Below are 25,066 nucleotides of genomic sequence, written 5' to 3'. Positions count from 1 at the left end.
GGAATCCGAGCCCACGGCCGGTGAGGATGACCTCCCGGCCGTGGTCGTTCGCCAGGACGACGTTGTTGTTGAACACGCGAAGAATCTCCACGACGCCCTCTCCCCCGACCTCCGTCCGCGCGTCAGCGGGTGACGTCGAGAACCGGATCGCCGGCCTTCACGTCGGCGCCCGTCCGTGGGGTCACCCCGCCGAGCGACGCGGTGTTGAGCACCGTCATCAGCGTGGTGGTGCTGTATCCCGCCGCCTTGACCTTATCAAAGTCGACGGTCGCCAGCGCATCCCCGACTGCCACACGGTCGCCCTTCTTCACGGAAACCGTGAAGCCGTCGCCGTTCATCTTCACCGTGTCGATGCCGACGTGCACGAGCACTTCGACGCCGTCATCGGTGCGGATGCCGAAGGCATGCCCGGTTTCGGCGACCGTCTGGAGGACGCCCGCCACGGGGGCGGTCACCGTCGCCGTGGAGGCGGTCGGCTGGATGCCGACGCCCTCGCCAAGGGCACGGGAGGCGAACACGGCGTCGCCTGCATCATCCAGCGACACCACATGACCGTCGATCGGGGCTGCCACGACGGTGGTGGGCGCCGCCGAGGACGACGCGTGGTCGGCGGCGGAGGCAGGGGGGGCGGCGACGGCCGAAGCCGAGCCGGCCACGGCGGTCGTCCCTGCGGCGCGCTCCGCATCCCTCTTCGCCACGGCCGCAAGAACCTCGGCCTTCTGCTCCGGCGTGCGATAGTCGAGCACGATGATCAGACCCATCGAGACGAAGAACGCCACGGCGATGGCGATGGCGTACACCCACATCTGGTTGAACACCGGGATGGTGAGCAGCGAGGTGAAGGCGAAGGCCGTCGTGGTCACGCCGTGGACCGTGGCGCCGGAGGCGATCACGGAGGGGAACAGCCAGCCGAGGACCGCGATGACCACGCCGCCGACGAAGCAGCCGATGAGCATGCGCCTGTAGACGAGCTTGTAGCGCAGGTGGATGCCGTAGAGGCTGGGCTCGGAGACGCCGCCGAGCAGGCCGGCCGCGAGGGCTCCGATCGAGGTCTGCCGCATGACCTGGTCCCTGTCCTTGAGGGAGATGACGAGGACGCCGGCGGTGGCGCCGAAGCAGGCGAAGTTCCACACGCCCATGGGGCCCTGGATGAAGTCGTAGCCCAGCGACTGGATGTTCATCAGCATCAGGGCGTTAAGCGGCCAGTGCAGACCCAACGGCACGAGGAACGGGTAGAGCATGGGGATGAGGATGGCGAACACGAAAGGCGCATGGGCGTTCATCCACGCGAGCCCGACGCCGATGCCGTTGCCGGCCCACACGCCGAGGGGTCCGATGAGGAACGCGGTGAGGGTGGTGACGATGATCATCGACAGGAAGGGCACGAAGACCAGCTGCACGCTTTCGGGGATGATCCTCTGCAGCCCGTGGTAGACGAGGGCGAGCACCGCCGCCATGAGCAGCGGGACGAAGACGTTGCCGCTGTAGTCGTTGAGCTGCATGGGCAGGCCGAACACCGTCGTGGAGCATGAGCTCGTGCCCAGCGTGGTGTTCTCGACGCAGTGGGTGACGCCCTTCCAGGTCGATGTGCTTGACAGACCGGTGAACTGGGGGGTCATCAGCGCCGCCATGATGGTGCCGCCGAGCCAGGGGTCGACCTTGAGCTTCTTCGCGGCGTTGTAGGCGATCATGATGGGCAGGAAGTAGAACACTCCCTTCCACATGGCCTTGATGAACATGAGGCTCGTGTTGGCCTCGTCCCCCGTGACGACCTTGACGGAGATCAGCAGGTTGACCAGGGCGATGATCAGCGAGGCGCCGAGCAGCACGCCGAGGATGGGCCGGAAGGAGTCGGAGAGATACTCGAAGAAGGAGTCGAGCCAGCCGACGCGCCCGCGACCCTTCGCATGGGCCTCGGCCTTGACCTCGGCATTGCTTCTCGGGCCCGAACCTGCGGATCCGTCGTCGTCGGACGAGGATGAGCCGGCCGCCAGGTCCTTCATCTCGGGCAGGGCCATGATCTCGCTGTACATGGAGGCCACGGCGCCGCCGATGACCACCTGATAGCGGTTCCCGGCCTGGGGAACGGCCCCGAGCACTCCGGGCATCGTATCCAGTCTGCCCTGGTCGACCCGCGTGGAGTCGCCCAGCTCGAATCTCAGTCTGGTGGCGCAGTGCGTCAGGCTTTTCACGTTGCGCGGTCCGCCGACCGCGTCGATGATCTGTGAGGCTGTTGATCCGGCCATTGCCATCCCTTTCCTTAAGGTCCCGGCGATTCGCCCTCGTCGATGAGGTCGGGAAAACAAAAAAGACCTGAGGCACTTTCGTGCCTCAGGTCTTGCGTCCTCATCGAACTTGCAACCCTGCAATAGGTGAATCATCTGAAGGATAGCGCACGGGCAGGGGAGATGCAAACTCGTCAGACGTCATCCGCGACCGGGAATCCCGGCGCATCCGACATGCATTCCTCCCGCACGCCGGACGCGGAATCCGGCGGACCTCACACCCCCCGTGCGTCCTGGTCCGAGCAGCCTCTCGTCATGGCAGCCGCTCCGTCCGGCGCTCTCCATCCGATGCCCTCCATCCTGTGTCCGTGGCACAATGACAGCCATGGTTGCTAAGAACGCGGGTCTTCCCGCCACCCCTGCTGATCTGATCAACGTCGACGAGGTCATCGGCAAGTACTATGACCTCGTCCCCGATGCGGACGTCCCCGAGCAGCGTGTCGTCTTCGGCACCTCCGGCCACCGCGGATCCTCCCTGAAGACCTCGTTCAACGAGGCCCACATCGTGGCCATCACCCAGGCCATCGCCGAGTACCGCGCCTCCAAGGGCGTGACCGGTCCCCTGTATCTGGGTCGGGACACCCATGCCCTGTCCGGTCCGGCGATGAAGACCGCCATCGAGGTCCTCGTGGCCAACGGGGTGCGCGTGCGCGTCGACTCCCGCGACGACTTCGTGCCCACCCCCGTGGTCTCGCAGGCCATCCTCACGCACAACCGTGCGGCCGACGGCACGCAGCGCTTCTCCGGCGCCGACCTCGCGGACGGCATCGTCGTCACCCCCTCGCACAATCCACCCACCGACGGCGGCTTCAAGTACGATCCGCCGACCGGAGGCCCCGCGCCCGCCGAGGCGACGAATGCCATCGCCGCCCGCGCCAACGAGCTGCTCGACGACTTCCGCGCCGTCAGGCGCGTGCCCTACGTGCAGGCCATCGCCTCCGACCTCGTGGAGCGCTTCGACTACCGCGAGCACTACGTGGACGACCTGTCGAACGTCATCGACTTCGACGTCATCCGCTCCTCGGGCGTGCGCCTGGGCATCGACCCGCTCGGCGGCGCCTCCGTCAACTACTGGCCGCTGATGAACGAGAAGTACGGACTGAGCATCGACGTCGTGCGCCCGCAGGTCGATCCGACCTGGAGCTTCATGACCATCGACCATGACGGCAAGATCCGCATGGACCCCAGCTCCCCCTACGCGATGAAGGGCCTCGTCGATTCCCTCAACAACGGCGCCTGGAAGAAGTACGACCTCGTCGGAGGCACCGACCCCGACGCGGACCGCCACGGCATCGTCTGCCCGGACTGGGGCGTGATGAACCCCAACCATTACATCGCGGTCTGCGTGGAGTATCTCTTCGGCGGCAACCGGCCAGGCTGGCCGAAGAACGCCGGCATCGGCAAGACGCTGGTCTCCTCCAGCCTCATCGACCGCGTGGCGAAGTCCATCGGAGCCCGTCTGGTCGAGGTGCCCGTCGGGTTCAAGTGGTTCGTCGACCCCCTGTTCGCCGGCGAGGTCGCCTTCGGCGGCGAGGAGAGCTCGGGCATGAGCTTCCTGCGTCGTGACGGGCGCGTCTGGACCACCGACAAGGACGGGCTCATCCCCGATCTGCTGGCGGCTGAGATCACCGCGAAAACCGGCAGGAACCCCGCCCAGCTGCATCAGGACCAGGTCGCCCGCTTCGGCGAGAGCTGGTACCGCCGCATCGACACCCCCACGACCCTGGAGCAGAAGCAGAAGTTCGCGGAGCTCACGGGCGCGGACGTCACGGCGACGAAGCTCGCCGGCGAGGACATCACCGCCAGGCTCACCGAGGCGCCGGGCAATGGCGCCAAGATCGGCGGGCTCAAGGTGACGACGAAGGACAACTGGTTCGCCGCGCGCCCCTCCGGAACGGAGAACATCTACAAGGTGTATGCGGAGTCCTTCGTCTCCCCCGAGTCTCTCGACAAGGTCCTTGACGAGGCCACCGAGGTGGTCGACAAGGCCCTGGCCGACTAGCCGACGCATCCGCGACGGGGGCGTCGTCCGGATTCCTCCGGTCGCGGCGGAGTCACGAAACCCCATGATCGGCCCGTGGCAGCGGTCCCACGACGTACGAGGAACGAGACGTCGACGGCGATTCCGGAAGTCGAAGGCCGAAACGGACACGAAGGGACATCCCATGACGATGACGGTTTCCACTGACGGGTCGGCTCTGGCCAACCCTCACGGACCGATGGGCTGGGCCTGGACCGACCATGAAACGCCCTCCGGCCGTGGGCACGCTCACCCGGGCGACCATGACGCCGGCGGCGCGACGAACGGCACCAACCAGATCGGCGAGCTCTGCGCCGTCCTCGAGGCCCTGCGTGCACATCCCGGTGACGAGCCGCTCGTCATCGAAACCGATTCGCAGTACGCCATCAACTGCTCGACGACCTGGGTGCGAGGCTGGAAGCGCAAGGGCTGGAGGAACAGCCAGGGCAGACCCGTGAAGAACGCGCCTCTTATCAAGGCCATCGACGCCGCCATCGCCCGACGACCCGGGTCGGTGAGGTTCCGATGGGTCAAGGGACATGCCGGCAACGCCGGGAACGAGAAGGTCGACGACCTGGCCCGCACATACGCCGGCGACTGCCGGGACGGGGTGCGCGACGGATATCTGCCCCGCGAGGGCTGGCAGTCGCTGATGGCGTCCGACTACGCGAAGGGTCTGGACGTGCCCTCCGACGCCCGACTTCTTCTCGACGGCTCGATCACGGACGAGGACTATCATCTGGGTCGCGGCGAGAACGCCGATGCCGATGACAAGCTTGTCGTCACCACCCCGAATCATACGGATCCATCCTCATCACCGGCCGACATGACGGACTCGCCCGGTATAGCCGGCGCCGACTCCCCGTTGGCATCTTGGGAAACCGGCCCGGAGCCGCGGGACGTCCCCGATGACGACCGGAACGCCGGCCGCCACCCTCACGTCGCATCCGATGCCTCCGCCGATGTGGATGCCGTCATGCCGGCCAGAGGCGGTGCCGGCGCGGCCGACGCCGAGGCGGCCAGGACGGATGCCATGGTCCAGGACCCGGACTCCGCCGGGTCGCACCCGGTGACCGCCGACCGCCACCCCGGCGGTCTCACCGTCTCCGGCACGCTGCGCTTCAGCCCTCCCCCCTCCAGCAGCCCCAGCTTCGACGGCAGACCCCGACGCATCCGCGGCGTGCTCCGCATCGAGGGACTCGTCGGGACCGACGGGAGGCTGGCGCTGGACGAGACCCCCTTCGACATCGCCTGATCCCCTGGCGCGGACCTTCCGTCTTCACCTCTCCCCATGGCCTGCGGCACCCGCCTCGCATGCCGGACGGCGGTGCTCCCCTGCCTCTACGATGGATGCCGGAACCCGCCGGGGAACCACCGTCGGGAGACATAGCCACATGCAGTCATGACCACACGAAGGAGAACGATGGACAAGGCACAGCAGGACGCGCTGAAGAAGGCCGCCGGAATCGAGGCCGCGAAGATCGTGGAGAACGGCATGATCGCCGGTCTGGGTACGGGCTCCACCGTCCGTTTTCTCGTCGATGAGCTCGGCCGCCGCGTCAAGGAGGAGGGTCTGCGCTTCACCGGCGTCACGACCTCGCGACGTACCCAGCAGCAGGCCGAATCCTACGGCATCCGCATCGTGGACATCGACGACGTCGACCATATCGACGTGACCATCGACGGCGCCGACGAGGTCGATGCGAACTTCGACGGCATCAAAGGCGGCGGGGCCGCGCTGCTGTGGGAGAAGATCGTCGCCACCAATTCGCGTCGCGTGGTGTGGATCGTCGACCAGTCGAAGGTCGTCGACGTGATTGGCAGGTTCCCCCTGCCCGTCGAGGTCATCCCCTTCGGCGCCGGACACGTCATCCGCCGCTTCGAGGAGCGGGGCTACAGGCCCGTCCTGCGCAAGGACGCCGAAGGCCGCGAGGTGCGCACCGACGAGAACAACTTCGTCGTCGACCTACATCTGGGCCGGATCGAGCATCCGCAGGAGCTGGCCCAGGACCTCATCACGACGGTCGGCGTCGTGGAGCACGGGCTGTTCCTCAACATGGTCGATCAGGTCATCGTCGGGGACCCGCAGGGCCCGCGCATCCTGAAGAATCCGAACAGGTAGGTTTACGCCATACACGGCCACCCGGCCGTCAGACCGGCCCCTCATCGCCCTGCACTCCATGAGAAGCCGGTCTGACGGCTCTTCGGGAGGACATGATCAAAGACAACAATGAAGGGCCCCTCGGACGAATGCCCTGGAGCCCTTCTGCCGTGCCGATTCGCAAATCATCGCACGCGAACCGACGCTAACCATGCAACGGCACTACTTGCGCTGATGGCGGGTCTTGCGCAGCAGCTTGCGATGCTTCTTCTTGCTCATCCGCTTGCGGCGCTTCTTGATGACGGAACCCATCCGAAGCCTCCATTCCTATCTATCCGAAAGACTGCAACTTGCCCAATACTACACGGACGCAGGGACCTGGACCGCTCGGCGTCGTCATGCGGCCACCCGCGTCCCTCGCCGTCACGAAGCCGGTCTACAGGGGGAACTTCTCGTAGAACCGGGTTACGGAGGTCCTGAGGCCCGTGGCCTCGAAGACGGCCGTGTCGTTCTGCCAGACGGCCACCGCCTTCTTCGAATCCGAGGAGTCCGCCCTCACGACGTAGCTGCCGGTCGTCGTCCCCGACACCTTGACGTTGCCGGCGGCGATCTCGGTTCCCGTCAGGGCGCCCGTCAACGAATCGTATTCGGACTTCGCCGAATCGGATGTCGACCACTGGGCCACGATAAGCGTGACGTCGGCCGAGCTGACGCCGGTGGAGTACGTCAGCGTGTACTCCTCCAGAGGCGATGCCGAGGTCCAGCTGGCGCTGGGCGAGGCCTCCGTCCGAGCGAAGTTGAGGACGCTGTCCGGCATGGCCTTGAGCAGCGACGTGGCGTCCGTCGGGAGCGATGAGGCGGATATCGTCGGCTTCGTCGCCTCCGGAGAGGAGCTGGCGCTGCCGGATGCCGACGACGCGGAGGACGACGCCCCCGCGGCGGAACCGGAGGACGAGGACCTCAGCGCCCATCCCGGCCAGACGAAGGCGGATAGAATCGCGAGCACGATGAGGACGGCGACGACCGAGACGACCACCGTCAGCCTGGCATGCGATGAGCCTGACGAAGCGGATGAATGCGACATATCGCTGATTCTTGCACATGCGCATGACCCCTCCGCACGAACCGCCGCATCCCGCCATCCGTGCAACCGCCATGGGGTCGTCGCACGGCGGGCCACCATGACGTGACGTCGCGGGTTGTCAGGGAGGGCCTCTAGGGTCAGGGCCATGGCGAAGACCCGTCTGCACTTCCTGTGCTCCGAATGCGGATGGAGCGGCCCCCAATGGTACGGCCGATGCCCCTCCTGCGGACAGTGGGGCACCATCGCCGAGTTCAGGGAACCTTCCGTCCCCGTGGCGGGGCCGTCGCGGCCGGCGCCTTCGCGGCCGGGCACGGACCGGACGCGCCCCATCTCCACTCCCATCACCGACGTGGAGACCCGCCGCGCCGACCGGATCCCCACAGGCTTCGGTGAATTCGACCGCGTGCTCGGAGGCGGAATCGTCCTCGGCTCCGTCGTGCTGGTCGCCGGGGAGCCCGGCATAGGCAAATCCACCCTTCTGCTCGAGACCGCGGGCTACGTCGCCCGTCACCATCCTCAGGGGTGCGTACTGTACGTCTCCGGCGAGGAATCGCCGGCGCAGGTGAGGATGCGGGCCGCGCGCATCGATGCGGTCGTGCCCAATCTCCTGCTGCTGTCCACCACCGACCTGTCCGACGCTCTCGCCGCGATGGCGGACCGCCGCCCGGTGCTCACCATCATCGACTCCATCCAGACCATCTCCTCCGCGGACGTCACGGCCGTCACCGGAGGAGCGACTCAGGTGAGGGCCGTCACCGGGGCCCTCGTCGAAACGGCCAAGGGCCTCGACTCCCCCGTGCTGCTCGTCGGCCACGTCACCAAGGACGGTGCCGTGGCCGGTCCACGCACCCTCGAGCATCTCGTCGACGTCGTCTGTCAGTTCGAAGGGGATCCGCAGACCGCCCTCCGTCTTCTCAGGGCGGTGAAGAACCGCTTCGGGCCGACGGATGAGGTGGGATGCTTCGACATGGCCGGCGAAGGCATCGCCGAGGTGACGGACCCCTCCGGGATCTTCCTGTCGGGTTCCCGGGACGCCTCCGACGGCACCTGCGTGACGTTCACGATCGACGGCAACCGCAGCCTGCCCATCGAGATACAGTCTCTGGTGACGTCCTCGGTGCTGCCGGCGCCGAGACGCGCGACCAGCGGGATAGAGCCGAACAGGCTGGCGATGCTGACGGCGGTGCTGTATCGCCACGGCCATCTCAACCTTCTGACGAAGGACCTCTACGTCTCGACGATCGCCGGAGGGCTGGCGAGGGAGCCCGCCTCGGATCTCGCCATCGTCGCCTCCCTGGCGAGCGCGGCGGCAGGAAGGGCGATCCCCCGGACGACATGTGCCATCGGCGAGATCTCGCTGGCCGGTCAGGTCCGGCCCGTCCCCCGTCTGGACCGACGCCTGTCCGAAGCGGCGCGTCTGGGCTTCACAAGAGCGGTGATCCCCAGGTCGTCGGACGGTCGTTTCGAAAGGCCACGCGTCTCCTGTCCACCGGATCTTGAGATGGCCGAGGCATCCTCGCTGAGCGAGGCGTTGAATCTGCTGGTGCCCGCGGAACGCTGACGTCCTGCTTCGCCTCGTGCATCGGAGTGGAGCTCGGCGCCATCCTGGACGGGGGGCAGGCTACCTACTCGAGGTCGGCCTCGGCGAGGCGTCCGCTCCGACGATGCCGCGCGTCCTGCGGACGTATTCGTCGAGGGCTCGGCGGAGCTCCTCGGAGGACGCATAGCGAATCTGCGGATGCAGGTAGGCGACGAACTCGACGCGAACCCGATGCCCGTACAGATGAAGCCACTCGTCGGTGATGGCGTACGCCTCGACGACTCTGTCATGCAAACCCGTAAGAGAGCTGTAGGTCGGCTTGGTCCCGATGGAGATGGCCGACGGCCAGCGACGGGAGGCATCGCGCGAGCCGACGGGGACGGGGACATCCGAGGCATCGACCCCTTGGGCGACCGAGGACTCCGTCCCCAGGACGACCCTCTTGACGGATTCGTCCGGTTCCTCAGTCGGTCCGCCCTCGGACGTGGACACCGGTCCCTCGTCGACGAGCCAGCCGGCGTACACCCCATCCGCAGGGAGATATCCCTCGATGTCCGGGGCGAGGTTGGCCGTCGGGAATCCCAGCGTGCGGCCACGCTGCTCGCCGTGGACGACCTCCGCCTCGATCCCGTGGACGGCTCCCAGTATGGAGGTGGCTTCGCGGACCCGCCCCTGGGAGAGCAGGTACCGCACGTTCGAAGAGCTCCACACCCTGACGAGACGGGCCTGATGACGTTTGCTCCACGACCGCAGCTCGGCCCGCGTCATCCCCTGGGTGGGATCCTGCGGCTCCCCGTCCCCGCCGTCCCGCGCGGGGACCGCGTCCGACGGAACGCGCACGCAGCCCGGACCGCGATCATCGACCACGTCGAGTTCGAAGACGCGTGTGGCGTCCGCCAGCGCCGCGATGGCCTCGACCGTTCCCGCCCGTCCGGCTCCCATGGCGGCATCGGCTCCGAGGACAAGATGGCGCATGCCGAGACGCCCCACCATGCGTCCGAGGAAGAAGCGGTACGACCGCGAGGCGAAGGCGAGCGTGTAGCGCACGACCAGCACATGGTCGACGCCAAGATCCTCCATCACTTTCAGACGTTGGGGTACCGAGGTGAGCAGTTCGGCATCCGGCGTGGACGCCTCTGGCTCCGCCCCGCCGTGGGATGCGGCGTATCGATGAACGAGGCCGGGGCGCGGATCGAACATGACGATGACGGACAGGGCGTTCTCCCTGCGCGCAAGCTCGACGACGCGACGGACCACCGTCCGATGACCCCGATGCATGCCGTCGAACACGCCCACCGTAAGCACGCTGCGCCTGTCGGCGCTCAGGGTCGGCCAGTCCACATCCCCCTGCGCGTCAGGGGTCAGTCTCGTGACGATCATCGTCCTTCTCCTTCGTCAGCGGTCCTGGATGCCGGAACGCGACCGCCACGTCCCATCTCCGCCGCCGGGAACACCACGGTGGGCTTCACGGCGTCATCCGTCGGTTCGACGAGTGCCACCAGATCGTCCCCGACCGGGCGGCCATCCCCGGTCGCCCCCTCGGAGGGGGAGCCGCCGGCGTCGATGTCGGCGCCCGCTCCGCATATGGCCGCCACCGGACCATCAACGGCATAGGACGGACGGATCGCCCGCCCGAAACGCAGATCGCGGGCCTGTGCGGCGTCGACCGGAAGAACCGGCATCATGCGAGCGGCGGCGGAGGCCAAAGGCAGGGCACGACGGATCAGACCGTCCGCATCCGTCTCCATCCTCGCCACGGAGACGTCGCACGTCACGCCGTCGCGACGCCGTATCGTGCGGCTCGCCGCGCTCGCATGCACGACGCGAGGCTCGCTGACGCGGAACCCTCCCACGCGGACGCGACGCAAAGCCACGAGATGTCCTCCCACGCCAAGCAGATCGCCCAAATCGCGGGCCAGGGAGCGAACGTAGGTGCCGCTGGAGCAGCTGACGCGCACATCGACGTCCACCACCGGCGTCGGCGATCCGGCGACGGCTACGGTCGCGGAGCGTGGTTCGGCCACCTCGAAGGAGCGAATGTCGACCTCACGGGCTTCAAGGGCGAAGTCCTCACCGGCCCGGGCCCTCTCATAGGCGTGGCGGCCGCCAACGCGGATGGCCGAGAACCGGCTGGGAACCTGACTGATATGGCCGAGCAGGTGGTCACGGACGACGGCTTCGATGTCCCTTCGGGCCAGGACGCGCGTCGTGGGATCATCGTTGCAAGCCTCGGGCGTCGCGGCATGGACGAGACGCAGAACGTCACCGTCCGCATCGTCCGTGGTCGTCGAGACGCCAAGACGGACCGTGGCCTCATAGGTCTTGTCGGACCCCATGGCGGCGCGGAGCAGTCGGGTCGCATGACCGAATCCCACAAGAAGAAGTCCCGTGGCCATGGGATCGAGCGTGCCGGCATGCCCCACGCGCCGCATACGCAGAACCGACCTTACGGCGGCCACCACGTCATGACTGGTCACGCCGCGGGGTTTGTCGACGAGAAGCAGACCCGAGACACCGGACATGCCGCGCCCGGAAACGGGGGCCTCGAAATCCGAGGTCATACGGCGCCGATCCTCAAGCCTCGTCTGAATGCGACGGGAAGCCGGCCGAACGACCGCCGGTCGGTGATGTCTCCTCGTCCGGAACAGGCGCGGAGCCTCCCGGTTCCGGCATCCGGGGCGACCCCTCGTCGGCCTTCTCGCCGAGCGCGGTGGATACGTCCGCGCCAAGCGCTCCGGATTCATCCCCCGCGAGAGAGGCGTCGTCAGCAGGCGTTTCCTGACCGTCCTCCTCGTCATCATGCCAGTAGGGGTCCGGGTCTCCGGCGTAGGTCGCCTGGGCGCGCACCTTCTCGAGCTCCTCGTCACGGCGACGCGCCGCGGCCAGAACGTCCTCGATCTCATGCGCCTGGGCAGGCACCTCGTCACGGATGAAACGCAACTGCGGGGTCAGCCGCAACCCCGCCTTGGCGCCGACAAGGGAGCGAAGCCTCCCGCTCGACTGCCGCAGCGCCTGCTGGGCCCGATGGCTCTCCCCCTGCTCATGACCCTCATGGCCGAGCAGAGTCCAGTACACCTTCGCGATCTGGAGGTCGTTCGTCACGCGCACGTCGGTGATGGTGACGCCGTCCAGACGGGCGTCATGCAGACGGGACTCCAACGCCTGCGCGATGACGCGGCGGATGAGTGCCGCGACGCGCGCGGCCCTGGGATTGACTCCGGCCATGGCGGTCACCCACTCCTTCATGTTCCGGCTTCGGATGCGGGTGCTCGACCCGCCGACGACGACGCGGCCGTCACCGGCCGCACGGGTCCGTCCGTGCCGGACACGCCGACGGACCCCGTCCCTGCATGCCTACTGACGCTCGATCTGGCGCATCTCGTAGGTCTCGATGACGTCGCCGAGCTCGATGTCGTTGAAGGTCCCGAGGTTGATGCCCGCCTCGAAGCCCTCCTTGACGGAGGTCACGTCATCCTTGAACCGGCGCAGCGAGGAAATCTCCAGGTCATTGACCGTGGCGACCCCGTTGCGCAGAATCCGGCACTTCGTGCCCCTCTTGACCTCACCGTCCTGAACCATGACGCCGGCGATGTTGCCGAACTTCGAGGAGCGGAAGATCTCGCGGATCTCCGAATGGGAGGTCGTGACCTCCTCGTACTCGGGCTTGAGCATGCCCTTGAGGGAGGCCTCGATGTCCTCAATCGCCTTGTAGATGATCGAGTAGTACTTGATCTCCACGCCCTCACGATCGGCAAGCTCGGCGACCTGCCTGTTGGGTCGCACGTTGAAGCCGATGATGACGGCCTTGTCCACGGTGGCCAGGTTGACGTCGTTCTGGGTGATGGCGCCGACCCCCCGGTGGATTACCTGGATGCCGACCTCCTCGGAGACGTCGATCTTCATCAGCGAATCCTCAAGGGCCTCCACCGAACCGGAGGAGTCACCCTTGATGACGATGTTGAGCATGTCCACCTCGGACTTGGCGAACTGCTCCTTAAGGCTTTCAAGGGACACCACCTTGCGACGCTTGGCCAGCTGGGCGGCGCGCTCGGAGGCCTGACGCTTCTCGGCGATCTGCCGGGCGGTCCTGTCGTCCGGAGCGACGAGGAAGAGGTCGCCGGCGGTGGGCACCGAGGTCAGCCCCAGCACCTGGACAGGCGTGGATGGCGCGGCCTCCTTCATCTGGCGGCCGTTCTCATCAAGCATGGCCCGGACGCGACCGTAGGAGGTGCCGGCCACGATGGCGTCCCCGACGTGCAGCGTGCCCTGTTGGACGAGCACGGTGGCCACCGCGCCCCGACCCTTGTCCAGCCTGGCCTCGATGGTGGCGCCGCGGCAGTCCATGTCGGGGTTGGCGCGGAGGTCAAGCTCGGCGTCGGCCGTCAGCAGCACGGCCTCGAGCAGCTTGTCGACGTTCGTCCCAAGCTTGGCGGAGATGTCGACGAACATCGTCTGTCCGCCGTACTCCTCGGGAACGAGTCCGAATTCGGTGAGCTGTCCGCGCACCTTCTCGGGGTTGGCCCCGGGCACGTCGATCTTGTTGACGGCGACGACGATGGGCACGTTCGCCGCCTGTGCGTGGTTGATCGCCTCGACGGTCTGGGGCATGACGCCGTCGTCGGCCGCGACGACGAGCACCGCGACGTCGGTGAGTTCGGCTCCACGGGCTCGCATGGCAGTGAAGGCCTCATGGCCGGGGGTGTCGAGGAAGGTGATCTTCCTGTCCTCGCCGTCGAGCGTGACGTTAACCTGATAGGCGCCGATGCGCTGGGTGATCCCGCCGGCCTCCCTGGCCACCACGTTGGTCTTCCGGATGGTGTCCAGCAGCTTCGTCTTGCCATGGTCCACATGGCCCATGACGGTGACGACCGGCGGGCGCGGCCGGAGGTTCTCGTCCTCCTGCAGCTCCTCGTCGTCCAGGTTGATGTCGAACTGCTGGAGCAGCTCCTTGTCCTCCTCCTCGGCGGAGACGATCTGGATGTTCCAGCCGATCTCCTGTCCCAGGATCTGGAAGGTGGTCTCATCCAGCGACTGCGTCGACGTCGCCATCTCCCCCAGATGGAAGAGGACGGTGACGAGGGCGGCGGGATTGACGTTGATCTTTTCGGCGAGATCGGACAGCGTCGCACCCTGACGCAGACGGATGGTCTTGCCGTTGCCGGCGGGGATTCTCACCCCTCCGATGACGGGAGCCTTGATCTCCTCGAAGTCGCGTCTCTTCTGAAGCCTGTTCTTCCTGGAGCGCGAGGACTTGCCGCCCTGGCGCCCGAAGGCGCCTGCCGCTCCGCGGCCGCGGCCGCGGGAAGGACCGTTCGACGACGGCGTCCCCGACGAGAAGCCGCCTCCGAAGCGCCCGCCTCCCGTGCGCCCGGCACCGGTGCCGGCCCCGGCACCGGTGCCCTGCGCGCCGCGATGCTGTCCCCATTGTCCTGGACGACCCGTCGAGGCCTGACCCGGACGAGGGCGGAACCCTGCCCGTCCTCCCGGTCCGGGACGCCCGCCACGGCGTTCGACCGTGGGTCGTGCCATCGGATGCGGCCTGGGGATATCGCCCGGCGTGGGCACATGCATCCCCTGTTTGCGGCTGAAGGGATTGTTCCCGGGGCGTGGTCCCGGAGTCGTATGGGGCCGCGGCGTGGCCCCCTGGGCGCCCGTAGGGGCGCCAGAACGAGACGGGCGCGCGGACGGAGCCGCACCGCGGGGGTTCTCGCGCTGATGGGGCGCACGAGGACGGCCCGAGGAGACCGGACGCGGACCACGTTCATGCTGGTCCTGGCGATGGGGGTCCTGGTGACGGGGACCCGGATGCGGTTCATCCTCCGCGTTGGCACGGCGTCGCGGAACGGACGGGACATCTGACGTGGAGTGGGAGACGGGACCGGGAAGCGGCGCCGCGGCTCGCGGAGACGCCGGGCGGTGGACATCGGGACGCGGTCCCGGAGCCGGCATGACCGATCTGCCGTGCTGCCCTGGCCTGGCGCCTGGTTTGGCGTCGGAGGCCCTGCCACCCGACGTCTGCCTCGTGAACGACTCCTTGAGACGCCGCACCACCGGGGCCTCGACCGTTGACGACGCGGATTTGACGAACTCGCCCATGCCCTTGAGTCTTTCAAGGATGGTCTTGCTGTCGACGCCAAGATCCTTGGCCAGTTCATATACGCGCTGTCTTGCCACTCAGTGTTCTCCTTATTCTGTGGCCGCGCGCTCCCTGCGCCGCGGTCACTCCATGATGACGGCGAGCTCGTCCTGTCTCATCGTGCGACCATGATGCTTTGCCTCTTGTTCGTTCCATCCGTGCATGGGATTCCTGCGCATGGACGGTTTGCCGTGTCCAGCATACTCGTGGCGCTGGATGGGACCGCTACTTCTTCTCCGCCGATCCGTCGGCGTGCGCCTCCGCGGATTCGATGCCGATCTTCCACCCGGTGAGCTTGGCGGCAAGACGGGCGTTCTGCCCCTCCTTGCCGATGGCGAGCGACAGCTGACCCTCATGGATGAGAGCGATGGCAGCCTTGTTCTTTTCGCTGACGATCCGGACCCCGGTGGCCACGGCCGGTGACAGCGCCGCGGCGATGAAGGTCGCCGGATCGGCGGACCAGTCGACGATGTCGATCTTCTCCGAACCGAGGTTCTCCATGACGGCCCGAACGCGGGAACCGGCGGGACCAATCAGCGCCCCCTTGGGATTGACTCCCTCGGTGTTGGCCCTGACGGCCACCTTCGTCCTCGCCCCCGCCTCACGGGCGATGGCCATGATGGACACCGCGCCCGAGACCAGCTCAGGAACCTCACGCTCGAAGAGCCTGCGCACGAGCTCCGGATGGGAACGGGAGACGACGATCTCCGGACCGCGGATCCCCCGGGCCACGTTGACCACGTACACCCTCAGCCGCTCGCCATGGCGGTACTGCTCGTGCGGGACCTGCTCGCGGCGCGGAAGGATGGCCTCCACGTCCCCGACGGCCACATGCACGTTCGCGGGATCCTTGGCATCCTGCTGGACGACGCCGGTGATGAGCCTGCCCTTCTGACCCGAGAACGCACCAAAGACGCGCTCGTCCTCCGCCTGACGGAACAGCTGGGAGAGAACCTGTCGAGCGGTGGACGCCGCCAGACGACGAAAGTCATGCGGCGTGTCGTCATATTCCTCGCCAAGCACGGATGTCGGATGCGGATCGTCGGGAGTGGGCGTCCCCGGTGTCTCGTCGCGCGCCCAGATGGTGACGGTCCCGGCCTTCTCGTCCAGCTCGACGCGGACGCGTCCGGCATTGCGCTTCGTCTTCATGTACGCCAGACGCAAGGCCTCCGACAACGCCGCATCAAGGGTCTCGGGATCGATGCCCTGCTCGGAGGCAAGCTGATGGATTCCCGTCAGGTCAAGTTCCATGCCGCGTGACCTCCTGTGAAGTTATTCCGGGCTTGCAGCCCGGCAGTCATAGTCATAGTCTATCGTAGGATCCCATGCAGACAAGGCGACCGACGGCGGGCATGCCCCGACCGTCGGCTCCCGTCGAACCGTCTCCCCCGACAGGGGAACCGTCACGCGGTCGGCGACCTGCTCCGCTCTCTCTGGCCCGTCTGGCCGCGGTTCTTGCCACCGTGATCGTCGTCATCCTTCCCGCGTCCTGCGGCGTTCCCCGCATCTCGGGCGCCCTTGAGGCGGAGCGGCGCATCAGCCGCTGCGACGCGGAGGACGTCGCCGCGGTCACGGTCTCCACCCGGATGACGGGGAAGGAACCGCTGTCCCTCCGTTTTCTTGCGGCGCGGGAGGCGTCATCCCTGTGGTCCTCGGTGGCGACCGGCTGCCCGGCCCGATTCGCCGAGGGGGTCATGCATACCGTGCAGGCCCTGCGTGTGGAATCGTCGTTGGCGGACGCATTGGGACAGGACGGCCCGTCCATGCCCTCCGTCGACACGGCGGCCGTCTCGGCTCTGGACATCGATCATCAGGCTCTGGCCACGATGGCCGTGGCCGAGGACCGAGCAGGCTTCGTCATCGGCCTGCTTGCCGCCAGGAACGTCACCGGCGCCACTCTGGCGCTCAGCGACTTCCATCGTGCGCTTGGACAGCGTCTCGCGTCGGCCGCCACGGGAGCCGATGACAGGCGACGGGAGTTCTACGACGTCTCGACGCTGCTGTCCCATCCCACGGTCGTGTCGGACTCCTCGACGGGACTGGAGGTTCCCACGGCGGCCCTCGCCGAGATCGACTGCGCCCGCGGCATTGCCTCCGAGGTGACGGCGGCGACGTCGGGAGTGACGCGCGCGGGGGTTCTGTCGACGCTGTCCTCGCTTGTCGCCACGCCCCTGGTCCGCGGGCTGGACCTGGGTTATCCATCGCTGGATTCGGCCCTGCTGTCGTGACTGTGCCCGCTCATTCGGGAGGCGGCGGGGACACGCCGGCGCCAGGCGGGTTCGACGGCGACCGTGAGCACGTGACGACGCTTCGGCGCCATCAGGAGAGTTCCGGCGCCGAAGCATCGGCGCACGTGGTGATGACCATCATGGACCACGGATGGTGCGGCGGAACCACACGGATCATCGGAGTCACCATCGTCGTTATGCGAAAAACGAAGTCCCAGGAACGTTGGAGAATCAACGTTCCTGGGACCATTCGCGGATGAGGCGAGATTCGAACTCGCGGAGGGTTTCGCCCTCACACGCTTTCGAGGCGTGCTCCTTAGACCGCTCGGACACCCATCCACGTCACCCGGAGGCAACTCGCCCAGTATAGGAACAACGATGGGACGACGCAAGCCGTCGAGTGGCGCAGCACCATCGGCCCGAACGAACGGGGCCGGGGCGATCGAGAAGACAGATGCCTCTACGGCCGCTGCTCATGCACCGAGGCATTGACCCACTGCGTCTGAGCGACCGAAGCGCCTGAGAAGATGCCGATGTCGAGCATGCAGTCGCGATAGTCGCGGCCGTGGGCGATCGTGATGTAGTCGTCGTCCACCATGCGGTTATGCGTGGGATCGAGGCCGATCCAGCGATTCCCCTCGTACACCTCCACCCAGGCATGCGTGGCTCCCTCACCGCCCAGCAGACCGGCGATGTACCGCGCCGTGAGACCCATATGCCGGCATGCCGCAAGCATGACGTGGGCGTAGTCCTGGCACACCCCGCGACCCTGAGCGAGCGCCTCCTCCGCGGTGGTGCGGATGGTCGTGGATCCGGGCGTGTAGGCGAAGGCGCGAAACACCTCGTCCATGACCTCGCGGGCCGCGGCCGACGGGGCGGGATCGTCCCCGAGGGAATCCACCCGCCCACGGCATGCGCCTATGAAGCCGGTCAGAACCGGTCCGGGGACGGTGAGCGCGGAATCGAAGCGGTACAGGGGCTTGTACGCCTCGGGCCTGATGTGCTCGTTGTCGACGAAGGCTATGCCCGTCACCGAATAGGTGAAGAAGTCATGGGGCCGGGGGATGTAGCCGGTCATGACCACCGAATCAAAGGAGTCGATGGTGCTGTCGAGTTCCGCCTTCGGCTCGACGGAGACCTGGACGTCGACGACCTGCTGGCGGGGCCCGGTCGCGGGAACGCATCTCAGCTGGAAGCGATGGTCGGTGACGGGCGAGCTGAAGGACAGCTTCATCTCGTAGTCGAACACGAGTTTCTTCACGTCGTCTCCTGCATCGATTCCATTCCGCAAGCGCGATGCGCCTTTGACGACGGTTCTCGCACCACATACCTCCGACGGACATGGCTCACCTTAGCATCATCAACCCCGAAGCGTCGGCGGAACGACGTCTCACGGACGCAGCGCGTCCATGTTCATCGCATTGAGCATCCCCGTGTCCTTCACCTCCGCGCCGGCCATGCGTGCGCTGAAGTCGTCGAGCACATGCCCCAGGTCGCCGGCCAGATCCTTGTAGCCGCGCGCGGGAAGCTGCTGCACCAGCCAGCGCAGGCCATCCGCAAAGCACTGGGGCATGGGCAGGCCCTCGAGCGGAACGGCATGGTTGACGAGCTTGCGCAGAGGCTCCCTCAGATCGTCCTCAGGCAGTCCGAGGCGCGTGTACAGATCGATCCGCTCGATGTACTTGCCGACGAAGATGAAGGACTTGAGCATCATATCCGTGGGCGAGTCCTCCACCCCGCCCCAGAAGGCAAGGATGTTGTCGTTGATGTCCCGTTGCTTGTAGATGTCCTCGGCGTTGGCAGCACGGCTCGCGGCATCGGTGATGTTCGTCAGAGCGAGCTCGATGTACTGCAGCAGGCGGGAGCTGAGTTCCGGCCGCAGGATGACGGCGTTGCGGAAGGCCGAGAGAATGGCGCTGCGCACCGAGTCCTGGTTTCCCGCGTCATACAGGAAACTTTCGATGAAGGCGTCGAAGTCCTCGAAGTCCTCCGGAAGGTCGAGCGCCCTGGCGAAGGGACGGAACGCATCCACGTCGGTGTCCATCACCCGGTCGTAGAAGGGGAAGAAATGCCGCAGGGTCGTGTAGACACGCTCCGTGTAGCGACCGAGCCAGTAGAAGTTGTCGGCCTTCGAGGCCGTGACGAGAGCCGCCGGCCGATGCCGGAAGCTCGAGATGACGGTGATGGCCTCCCGATCCTGCTCGTCTCTCCCCGACCCCGCGGGCGGGGCGAGCACCCAGGTGTCCTTGAACCCGCCTCCCTGCGAGGAGTTGACGATCATGCGTCCCGGGACGGCCGCATACCGCGTCAGACCCGAGTACCACACATGGGTGTTCTTCCCGGTGACGACGAAGGCGCGCAGATCGCATTTGCGCGGGCTCATGGCGCCGGTCACGGGATCGACGACGTCGATGTCCCGGAAGGGAATGACCTCCTGCGCGATGAAGCGACGAGGCTCCGCGACGATCCTGTCCGCCAGCTCGCTTCTGCCCGCCGCGTCAAGCCCCGATCCGAAGACGACTCCGTATCCCCCGGCCTCGGCCACATCCTTGATGACAAGCTCCCCGATCCTGTCGAGAACGATCTTCCTGTCCTTCTCGAACATCGGCATATAGGTGGGGGCGTTATGGAGGATGGGCTCCTCGTGAAGATAGTAGCGGATCATCTGCGGCACGAAATAGTAGATGGCCTTGTCGTCCGCGACGCCGTTGCCAGGGGCGTTGATGATGGCCACGTTGCCCGCCCGGTAGGCGCCGAGGATGCCCGGCACTCCGATGACCGAGTCGGGATTGAACGCGAAGGGGTCGAGGTACTCGTCGGACAGCCGGCGGTAGACGACCCCGACGCGATGGCGTCGGCCGGCGTAGTCGAGGAAGTACACCTTGTTGTCCACGACCTCGAGATCCTCGGGGAAGGCGAGGACGGAACCGGTCTTCTCGGCGAGGTACGAGTGCTCGAAGAACGCCGAGTTGAATCGTCCGGGCGTGAGGACGACCGCGATGCCTTCGGTGGAGACGAAGTCCATGGACTTGCGCAGCAGACGGGGATACTCGCGGTTGTCGCGGACGCGCACGTCGCGAAACAGCCTAGGGCAGATGCGCCGCTCGATATCCCGGACGAACAGGGGATAGCTCGCGCCGGAGGGAATCCGCAGATTGTCCTCCAGCACCCACCAGGCCCCATCCTCGCCCTGAACCAGATCCTCCCCAGCGATGTGGGCGAAGACGCCCCCGGGGGGCGTGACGCCGTTGACCTGCGGAAAGTATCCGACGCAGGTGTAGACGTACTCCTCGGGAATGACGCCGTCCTGAACGATCCGCTTGTCGGAGTAGACGTCCCTCAGATAGGCGTTCAGGGCGTTCACACGCTGCTTGAGTCCGGCCTCAAGCCGGTCGAACCCCTCCGACTCGATGACCCGCGGAACGGGATCGTAGGGGAAAAGACGGTCGCTGTAGGTGCCGTCCTTGTAGATTCCGAACCGCACCCCGTTGCGGCTCAGCTCGCGGTTGATGTCCTCACGCCTGTTCACCAGTTCCCTGGCGAGCTTCTGTGCGGCCGACCCGATCATCGTCCGGCCTCCTTCCCCTTGCGCTTGCCGCGACAGTACCACACGACCATCGCGGTTACGGTTCACACTAGGCAGCCGCGATTACCGTCGGGGACGACGATTGTTACAAGTCAGCGCCAGGCATACGGCCCTGTGAATCAGCAAGCGTCCCGCATCATCCAAGCACTGGGCGGTCGAGACGACGGCGAATACGGCGCGGCACGCCGTCTCGGCCATTCAGGACTCCCTGAGCGTACGGCGCGCCCGGATCGCACGGGCGCGCGCGGCAAGCTCCTCGTCGGGAGGATAGGAGACGGACTCAAGGGTAAGGCCGAATGCCGGAGCCGGTCCTGTGAAACCCTCCCGAAGCGGAACGGTGATCTTCCCGGCCATCCATTCGGGGGTTCTGTCATGCCGTCCTACCTTCAGGCAGGCGCCGACGAGGGACCGCACCATGTTGCGGGCGAAGGCGTCGGCGATGATGGTGAAACGCAGCAGTCCCGCCTCCACGGAGGGGACTGGAAGAGGGTCGCCGACATCCGTCTGGCTCCCGGCGGCGAGGGCCGTCCCGTCCGGGACGGGCACCCGGCTCCATCCGGCCGCCAGCACACGGCGGATCGTGGTCCCTCCGGGATTGGCGATGGCGAACGAGCCGAAGTCATGCAGACCGACCATGAATCCGCACGCCTCGTTCATCGCATCGACGTCAACAGGACCGTCCACGGCAAGGACGAACCCCCGGAGCCGAGGGTCGACGACGCCATCGCCCAACCGATAGACGTAGGTACGGGCAAGCGCGGAGAAGCGGGCATCGAATCCGTCGGGAGCGGGCGCCACGCTGCGAATGCGCACCGAGGACGGAAGCAGATGGTCGAGCCTGCGCAACAGGGCCGTCGGAGGATCGGCGGCGATATGCCCCACGCAACGGCCCAGAACGTCGGGGTCCACATCGACATGGCAGACCTGATGGGAAGCATGAACACCGGCGTCGGTTCTGCCGGCGACGACGAGACGGGGACGCGGCTCGCCATCGCCGATCCGCAGCACACGCGTCAGCGCATCCTCGATGGAGCCCTGAACGGTGGTCATGCCCGGCTGACGCGCCCACCCGTGAAAGTCCGACCCGTCATAGGCCAGATCGATTCGCAACCTCATATGACCTTCGTCGTCAACGGCGTCCGATGATCATCACGGACGAAACCACGTCGAAATGACGGACGCCCCGCCCGACCCTCGTGGGAGGGAAGGGCGGGGCGAACCGGGAGGAAGCCGACGATCACTCGGACTTCGCGGCGGCCTCATCGGCCACGTCGGCGTTTTCCTCGGCGGACTTCGCCGCGGAATCCGCGTCCTCGGCCACCTTGTTGAGGTCGATGGCGGCCTCATCGGCCTCCATGACGTCCGTGGCGTCGGACTCGTTGGCGACGACAGCCTCATCCACGGCATCCTTGGCGGCGCCTTCGGCGAGGGCGGCGTCAGTGGCGGCGGCCATCTCGGCGGCCTCGTCCTTGACGGCCGTTCTGGTCGCGGCCTCGGCCTCGGCCACCGCGGCCTTCCTGTCGCTCAGGGGGGCGGCGACGAGCTCGATGATGGCACGCGGCGCGGAATCGCCCTTGCGGGGGGCGATTTTGACGATGCGGGTGTATCCGCCCTCGCGCTGCTCCATCTGCTCGGCGACATCCGTGAAAAGGGTGTGGACGACGGACTTGTTGCGAATGACGCGCATCACCCGACGGCGCGAATGCAGATCCCCCCGCTTGGCGAAGGTGACGAGACGCTCGGCCAGGGGACGAAGGCGCTTGGCCTTGGGAAGCGTCGTGGTGATGTGCCCCTTCTGGAACAGGCTCGTGGCCATGTTCGCGAGCATGAGACGCTCATGCGCGGGTGACGAGGCCAGACGCGGGCCCTTCTTGGGTGTAGGCATGTTGTGTTCTCCTTAACGCCCTCGGCGGGTGGGCATATGCCCGAACGTCCGGTGAGGGCTGCGGTTCTGATGGCGTCCTACTCGTCCTCGGGCGAGAAGAAGGTGCCACCCTCCAGATTGTTGGTGTCGAAGCCCAGTGGCGAGGTCTTGAGGGCCAACCCCATGGTCTGGAGCTTCTCCTTGACCTCATCGATGGACTTCATCCCGAAGTTGCGGATGTCGAGCAGATCCTGCTCGGTGTGCGAGATGAGCTCCCCCACCGTATGGATTCCCTCGCGCTTGAGGCAGTTGTAGCTGCGCTGCGTGAGGTTGAGATCCTCGATGGGAACAGACATCTCGGGATTGGCGGGTTCGCTGACGGGAGCGGGCCCGACCTCGACCCCCTCGGCCTGCACGTTGAGCTCCCGGCAGAGCCCGAAGAGCTCGACCAGGGTCGATCCGGCCGACGCCACGGCATCACGTGGGGTGATGGCCGGCTTCGTCTCCACATCGAGGATGAGCTTGTCGAAGTCGGTGCGCTGCTCGACGCGCGTGGCCTCGACCTTGTAGCTGACCTTGAGCACCGGCGAGTAGATCGAATCAACCGGGATGCGGCCGATCTCGTCGTTGTCCTGCTTGTTCATCTGGGCCGGAACGTAGCCGCGGCCACGCTCGACGGTGAACTCGATCTCGATCTCCCCATCCTCGGCGAGAGTCGCGATATGCAGCTCCGGGTTGGCGATCGTCACGCCGGCCGGCGGAGTGATGTCGCCCGCGGTGGCCTCCCCCTTGCCGGACTTGCGCAGGTACATGACGACCGGCTCGTCGTATTCGCTGGTCAGCACGATGCCCTTGATGTTGAGGAGGATCTCGGTGACATCCTCGACGACTCCCGGAAGCGTGGTGAACTCATGCAGCGCTCCCGAGATCCTCACGGAGGTCACGGCGGCGCCGGGGATGGAGCTCAGAAGGGTGCGACGCAGGGAATTGCCAAGCGTGTAGCCAAACCCGGGCTCGAGCGGCTCGAACACGAACCGCGAACGCTGCGGGGTGAGAGACTCCTCCGTCAGTGTCGGACGCTGTGCGATAAGCACGGTGATATCCTTTCAGCCTTGGTCCGATGGTGCACGCATCGGCCCTCGGCACGGTGGATGGGTTGGTGACGTGTGCTCAGACGCGGCGACGCTTCGGCGGGCGGACGCCGTTATGCGCCTGCGGGGTGACGTCGGTGATCGAACCGACCTCGAGCCCGGCCGACTGCAGGGAGCGGATGGCGGTTTCCCGACCGGATCCGGGCCCCTTGACGAAGACGTCGACCTTCTTGACGCCGTGCTCCATCGCCTTGCGCGCGGCCGACTCGGCCGCCATGCCCGCGGCGTAGGGGGTCGACTTGCGCGATCCCTTGAAGCCGACATCGCCGCCGGAAGCCCAGGAGACGACCGCTCCGGAGGGATCCGTGATGGAGATGATGGTGTTGTTGAACGTGGACTTGATATGCGCCTGTCCGACCGGCACCGACTTGCGGTCCCGGCGCCGCGGCTTGCGCGCCGCCTGCTTGACGGCCTGCTTGGTAGCTGGCATTGACCCTCGTTTCCTCGCTTTCGACCAGTTCCATGTCCGGACGATGGGAAGTCATCCCGTGGCCCGGAGATGCCACCGCTACTTGGTGGCCTTCTTCTTTCCGGCCACCGTGCGCTTCGGTCCCTTGCGGGTGCGCGCATTGGTCTTCGTCCTCTGGCCGCGGACGGGAAGACCGCGGCGGTGACGCTGGCCCTGATAGCAGTTGATCTGAATCTTGCGGCGAATGTCCGCGTCGATCTCCCGACGCAGGTCGCCCTCGATCTTGTAGTGGGACTCGAGATAGTCGCGCAGGGTGATGAGCTGCTCGTCCGTCAGGTCCTTCACTCGGGCGTCAGGGCTGATGCCCGTCGCCGCAAGGGTCTCCTTGGCACGAGTGCGCCCCACTCCGAAAATATAGGTGAGGGCTATCTCGATGCGCTTGTCATTGGGGATGTCGACTCCGGCAAGACGTGCCATTGCCATTCCTTCTATGCTTCGCAGGTCGTGCGCCAAGTCGTCCGTTTCCGGCCCGGGCCTGCATCCCGGGGTTCAGCCTATGGCTGTGACTCAGCGCCTATCGTTGCCGCTGGGATCCGATCAGCCCTGACGCTGCTTGTGGCGCGGGTTGGTGCAGATCACCATGACGCGGCCGTGGCGGCGGA

Annotated in this window: 21 protein-coding genes, 1 tRNA gene and 1 pseudogene; 5 read left to right on the top strand and 18 right to left on the bottom strand. The window is 66.5% G+C overall.

Features of this window, described 5'->3' with window-relative positions:
* Together RWX87_RS06815 and RWX87_RS04410 are read right to left on the bottom strand one after the other, a co-directional pair.
* On the bottom strand, positions 1–148 hold a 148-nt coding region (locus tag RWX87_RS06815; protein ID WP_399552301.1), incomplete at its 3' end, for a CAT RNA binding domain-containing protein.
* On the bottom strand, positions 123–2,246 hold the full coding sequence (locus tag RWX87_RS04410; protein WP_314687780.1) for a glucose PTS transporter subunit IIA: 2,124 nt from the start codon (positions 2,244–2,246) through the stop codon (positions 123–125). The genes RWX87_RS06815 and RWX87_RS04410, both read right to left, overlap by 26 nt.
* Positions 2,247–2,610: 364 nt before the next feature.
* Here RWX87_RS04410 and pgm point away from each other — a divergent pair, with 364 nt between their 5' ends.
* From pgm to rpiA, 3 genes are all read left to right on the top strand, one after another.
* On the top strand, positions 2,611–4,287 hold the full coding sequence (pgm, locus tag RWX87_RS04405; protein ID WP_314687779.1) for a phosphoglucomutase (alpha-D-glucose-1,6-bisphosphate-dependent): 1,677 nt from the start codon (positions 2,611–2,613) through the stop codon (positions 4,285–4,287).
* A 163-nt stretch (positions 4,288–4,450) separates the two neighbouring features.
* On the top strand, positions 4,451–5,560 hold the full coding sequence (locus RWX87_RS04400) for a ribonuclease H (protein ID WP_314687777.1): 1,110 nt from the start codon (positions 4,451–4,453) through the stop codon (positions 5,558–5,560).
* A gap of 168 nt (positions 5,561–5,728) precedes the next feature.
* The gene (gene rpiA / locus RWX87_RS04395; RefSeq protein ID WP_314687774.1) at positions 5,729–6,427 is read left to right on the top strand and encodes a ribose-5-phosphate isomerase RpiA; all 699 of its coding nucleotides are present in this window, start codon (positions 5,729–5,731) and stop codon (positions 6,425–6,427) included.
* Between the two features lie 201 nt (positions 6,428–6,628).
* Here rpiA and RWX87_RS04390 read toward each other — a convergent pair whose 3' ends face one another.
* Positions 6,629–6,718 (bottom strand): 30S ribosomal protein bS22, encoded by a 90-nt coding sequence (locus tag RWX87_RS04390; protein ID WP_004268639.1) that lies wholly within the window; start codon positions 6,716–6,718, stop codon positions 6,629–6,631.
* A 124-nt stretch (positions 6,719–6,842) separates the two neighbouring features.
* Complete coding sequence (locus RWX87_RS04385) at positions 6,843–7,490, bottom strand: hypothetical protein (protein WP_314687346.1); 648 nt, start codon at positions 7,488–7,490, stop codon at positions 6,843–6,845.
* A gap of 145 nt (positions 7,491–7,635) precedes the next feature.
* On the opposite strand from RWX87_RS04385, the gene radA reads away from it, so the two are divergent.
* Positions 7,636–9,051: a DNA repair protein RadA gene (gene radA / locus RWX87_RS04380; protein WP_314687345.1), complete on the top strand. Its 1,416-nt coding sequence runs from the start codon at positions 7,636–7,638 to the stop codon at positions 9,049–9,051.
* A gap of 60 nt (positions 9,052–9,111) precedes the next feature.
* Here radA and RWX87_RS04375 read toward each other — a convergent pair whose 3' ends face one another.
* From RWX87_RS04375 to nusA, 5 genes and pseudogenes are all read right to left on the bottom strand, one after another.
* Complete coding sequence (locus tag RWX87_RS04375) at positions 9,112–10,410, bottom strand: riboflavin kinase (RefSeq protein ID WP_314687343.1); 1,299 nt, start codon at positions 10,408–10,410, stop codon at positions 9,112–9,114.
* Positions 10,407–11,591, bottom strand: coding sequence for a tRNA pseudouridine(55) synthase TruB (gene truB, locus RWX87_RS04370; RefSeq protein ID WP_314687341.1), 1,185 nt, complete (start codon positions 11,589–11,591; stop codon positions 10,407–10,409). Before truB ends, RWX87_RS04375 begins: the two co-directional genes overlap by 4 nt.
* Before the next feature lie 190 nt (positions 11,592–11,781).
* A pseudogene (gene rbfA / locus RWX87_RS04365) lies at positions 11,782–12,255 on the bottom strand (30S ribosome-binding factor RbfA); the annotation flags it as partial.
* A gap of 129 nt (positions 12,256–12,384) precedes the next feature.
* Positions 12,385–15,204, bottom strand: a complete 2,820-nt coding sequence (infB, locus tag RWX87_RS04360) for a translation initiation factor IF-2 (RefSeq protein WP_314687339.1) — start codon at positions 15,202–15,204, stop codon at positions 12,385–12,387.
* 187 nt (positions 15,205–15,391) lie between these two features.
* Entirely contained in the window at positions 15,392–16,417 is a 1,026-nt protein-coding gene (nusA, locus tag RWX87_RS04355) for a transcription termination factor NusA (RefSeq protein WP_314687338.1), read from the bottom strand.
* A gap of 74 nt (positions 16,418–16,491) precedes the next feature.
* Between nusA and RWX87_RS04350 the strand changes: the two genes are divergently transcribed.
* Positions 16,492–17,394 carry a hypothetical protein gene (locus RWX87_RS04350; RefSeq protein ID WP_314687336.1) on the top strand — a complete coding sequence of 301 codons (903 nt, stop codon included), beginning with the start codon at positions 16,492–16,494 and terminating at the stop codon, positions 17,392–17,394.
* A gap of 253 nt (positions 17,395–17,647) precedes the next feature.
* On the opposite strand, the gene RWX87_RS04345 is transcribed toward RWX87_RS04350, so the two are convergent.
* From RWX87_RS04345 to rpmJ, 9 genes are all read right to left on the bottom strand, one after another.
* Positions 17,648–17,733: transfer RNA gene (locus tag RWX87_RS04345), tRNA-Ser, on the bottom strand.
* 121 nt (positions 17,734–17,854) lie between these two features.
* Positions 17,855–18,655 carry a transglutaminase family protein gene (locus tag RWX87_RS04340; protein ID WP_314687334.1) on the bottom strand — a complete coding sequence of 267 codons (801 nt, stop codon included), beginning with the start codon at positions 18,653–18,655 and terminating at the stop codon, positions 17,855–17,857.
* Between the two features lie 129 nt (positions 18,656–18,784).
* Positions 18,785–20,962, bottom strand: a complete 2,178-nt coding sequence (locus RWX87_RS04335; RefSeq protein WP_314687333.1) for a circularly permuted type 2 ATP-grasp protein — start codon at positions 20,960–20,962, stop codon at positions 18,785–18,787.
* Positions 20,963–21,178: 216 nt separating this feature from the next.
* Positions 21,179–22,096: a tRNA pseudouridine synthase A gene (locus RWX87_RS04330; RefSeq protein WP_314687332.1), complete on the bottom strand. Its 918-nt coding sequence runs from the start codon at positions 22,094–22,096 to the stop codon at positions 21,179–21,181.
* A 121-nt stretch (positions 22,097–22,217) separates the two neighbouring features.
* Complete coding sequence (gene rplQ, locus RWX87_RS04325; protein ID WP_314687329.1) at positions 22,218–22,865, bottom strand: 50S ribosomal protein L17; 648 nt, start codon at positions 22,863–22,865, stop codon at positions 22,218–22,220.
* Between the two features lie 77 nt (positions 22,866–22,942).
* Positions 22,943–23,938, bottom strand: coding sequence for a DNA-directed RNA polymerase subunit alpha (locus RWX87_RS04320; RefSeq protein WP_314687327.1), 996 nt, complete (start codon positions 23,936–23,938; stop codon positions 22,943–22,945).
* A gap of 76 nt (positions 23,939–24,014) precedes the next feature.
* Complete coding sequence (rpsK, locus tag RWX87_RS04315; protein ID WP_314687325.1) at positions 24,015–24,425, bottom strand: 30S ribosomal protein S11; 411 nt, start codon at positions 24,423–24,425, stop codon at positions 24,015–24,017.
* A gap of 78 nt (positions 24,426–24,503) precedes the next feature.
* Positions 24,504–24,881: a 30S ribosomal protein S13 gene (rpsM, locus tag RWX87_RS04310; RefSeq protein WP_314687323.1), complete on the bottom strand. Its 378-nt coding sequence runs from the start codon at positions 24,879–24,881 to the stop codon at positions 24,504–24,506.
* Positions 24,882–25,001: 120 nt separating this feature from the next.
* The coding region (gene rpmJ / locus RWX87_RS04305) for a 50S ribosomal protein L36 (RefSeq protein ID WP_314687781.1) at positions 25,002–25,066 on the bottom strand (65 nt) is incomplete at its 5' end.

It is taken from the genome of uncultured Bifidobacterium sp. (assembly GCF_963540075.1).
Taxonomy (GTDB): domain Bacteria; phylum Actinomycetota; class Actinomycetes; order Actinomycetales; family Bifidobacteriaceae; genus Bifidobacterium.
Note: the sequence above shows the minus strand (reverse complement) of the source record. Positions and strands in the feature narration are given on the sequence as shown.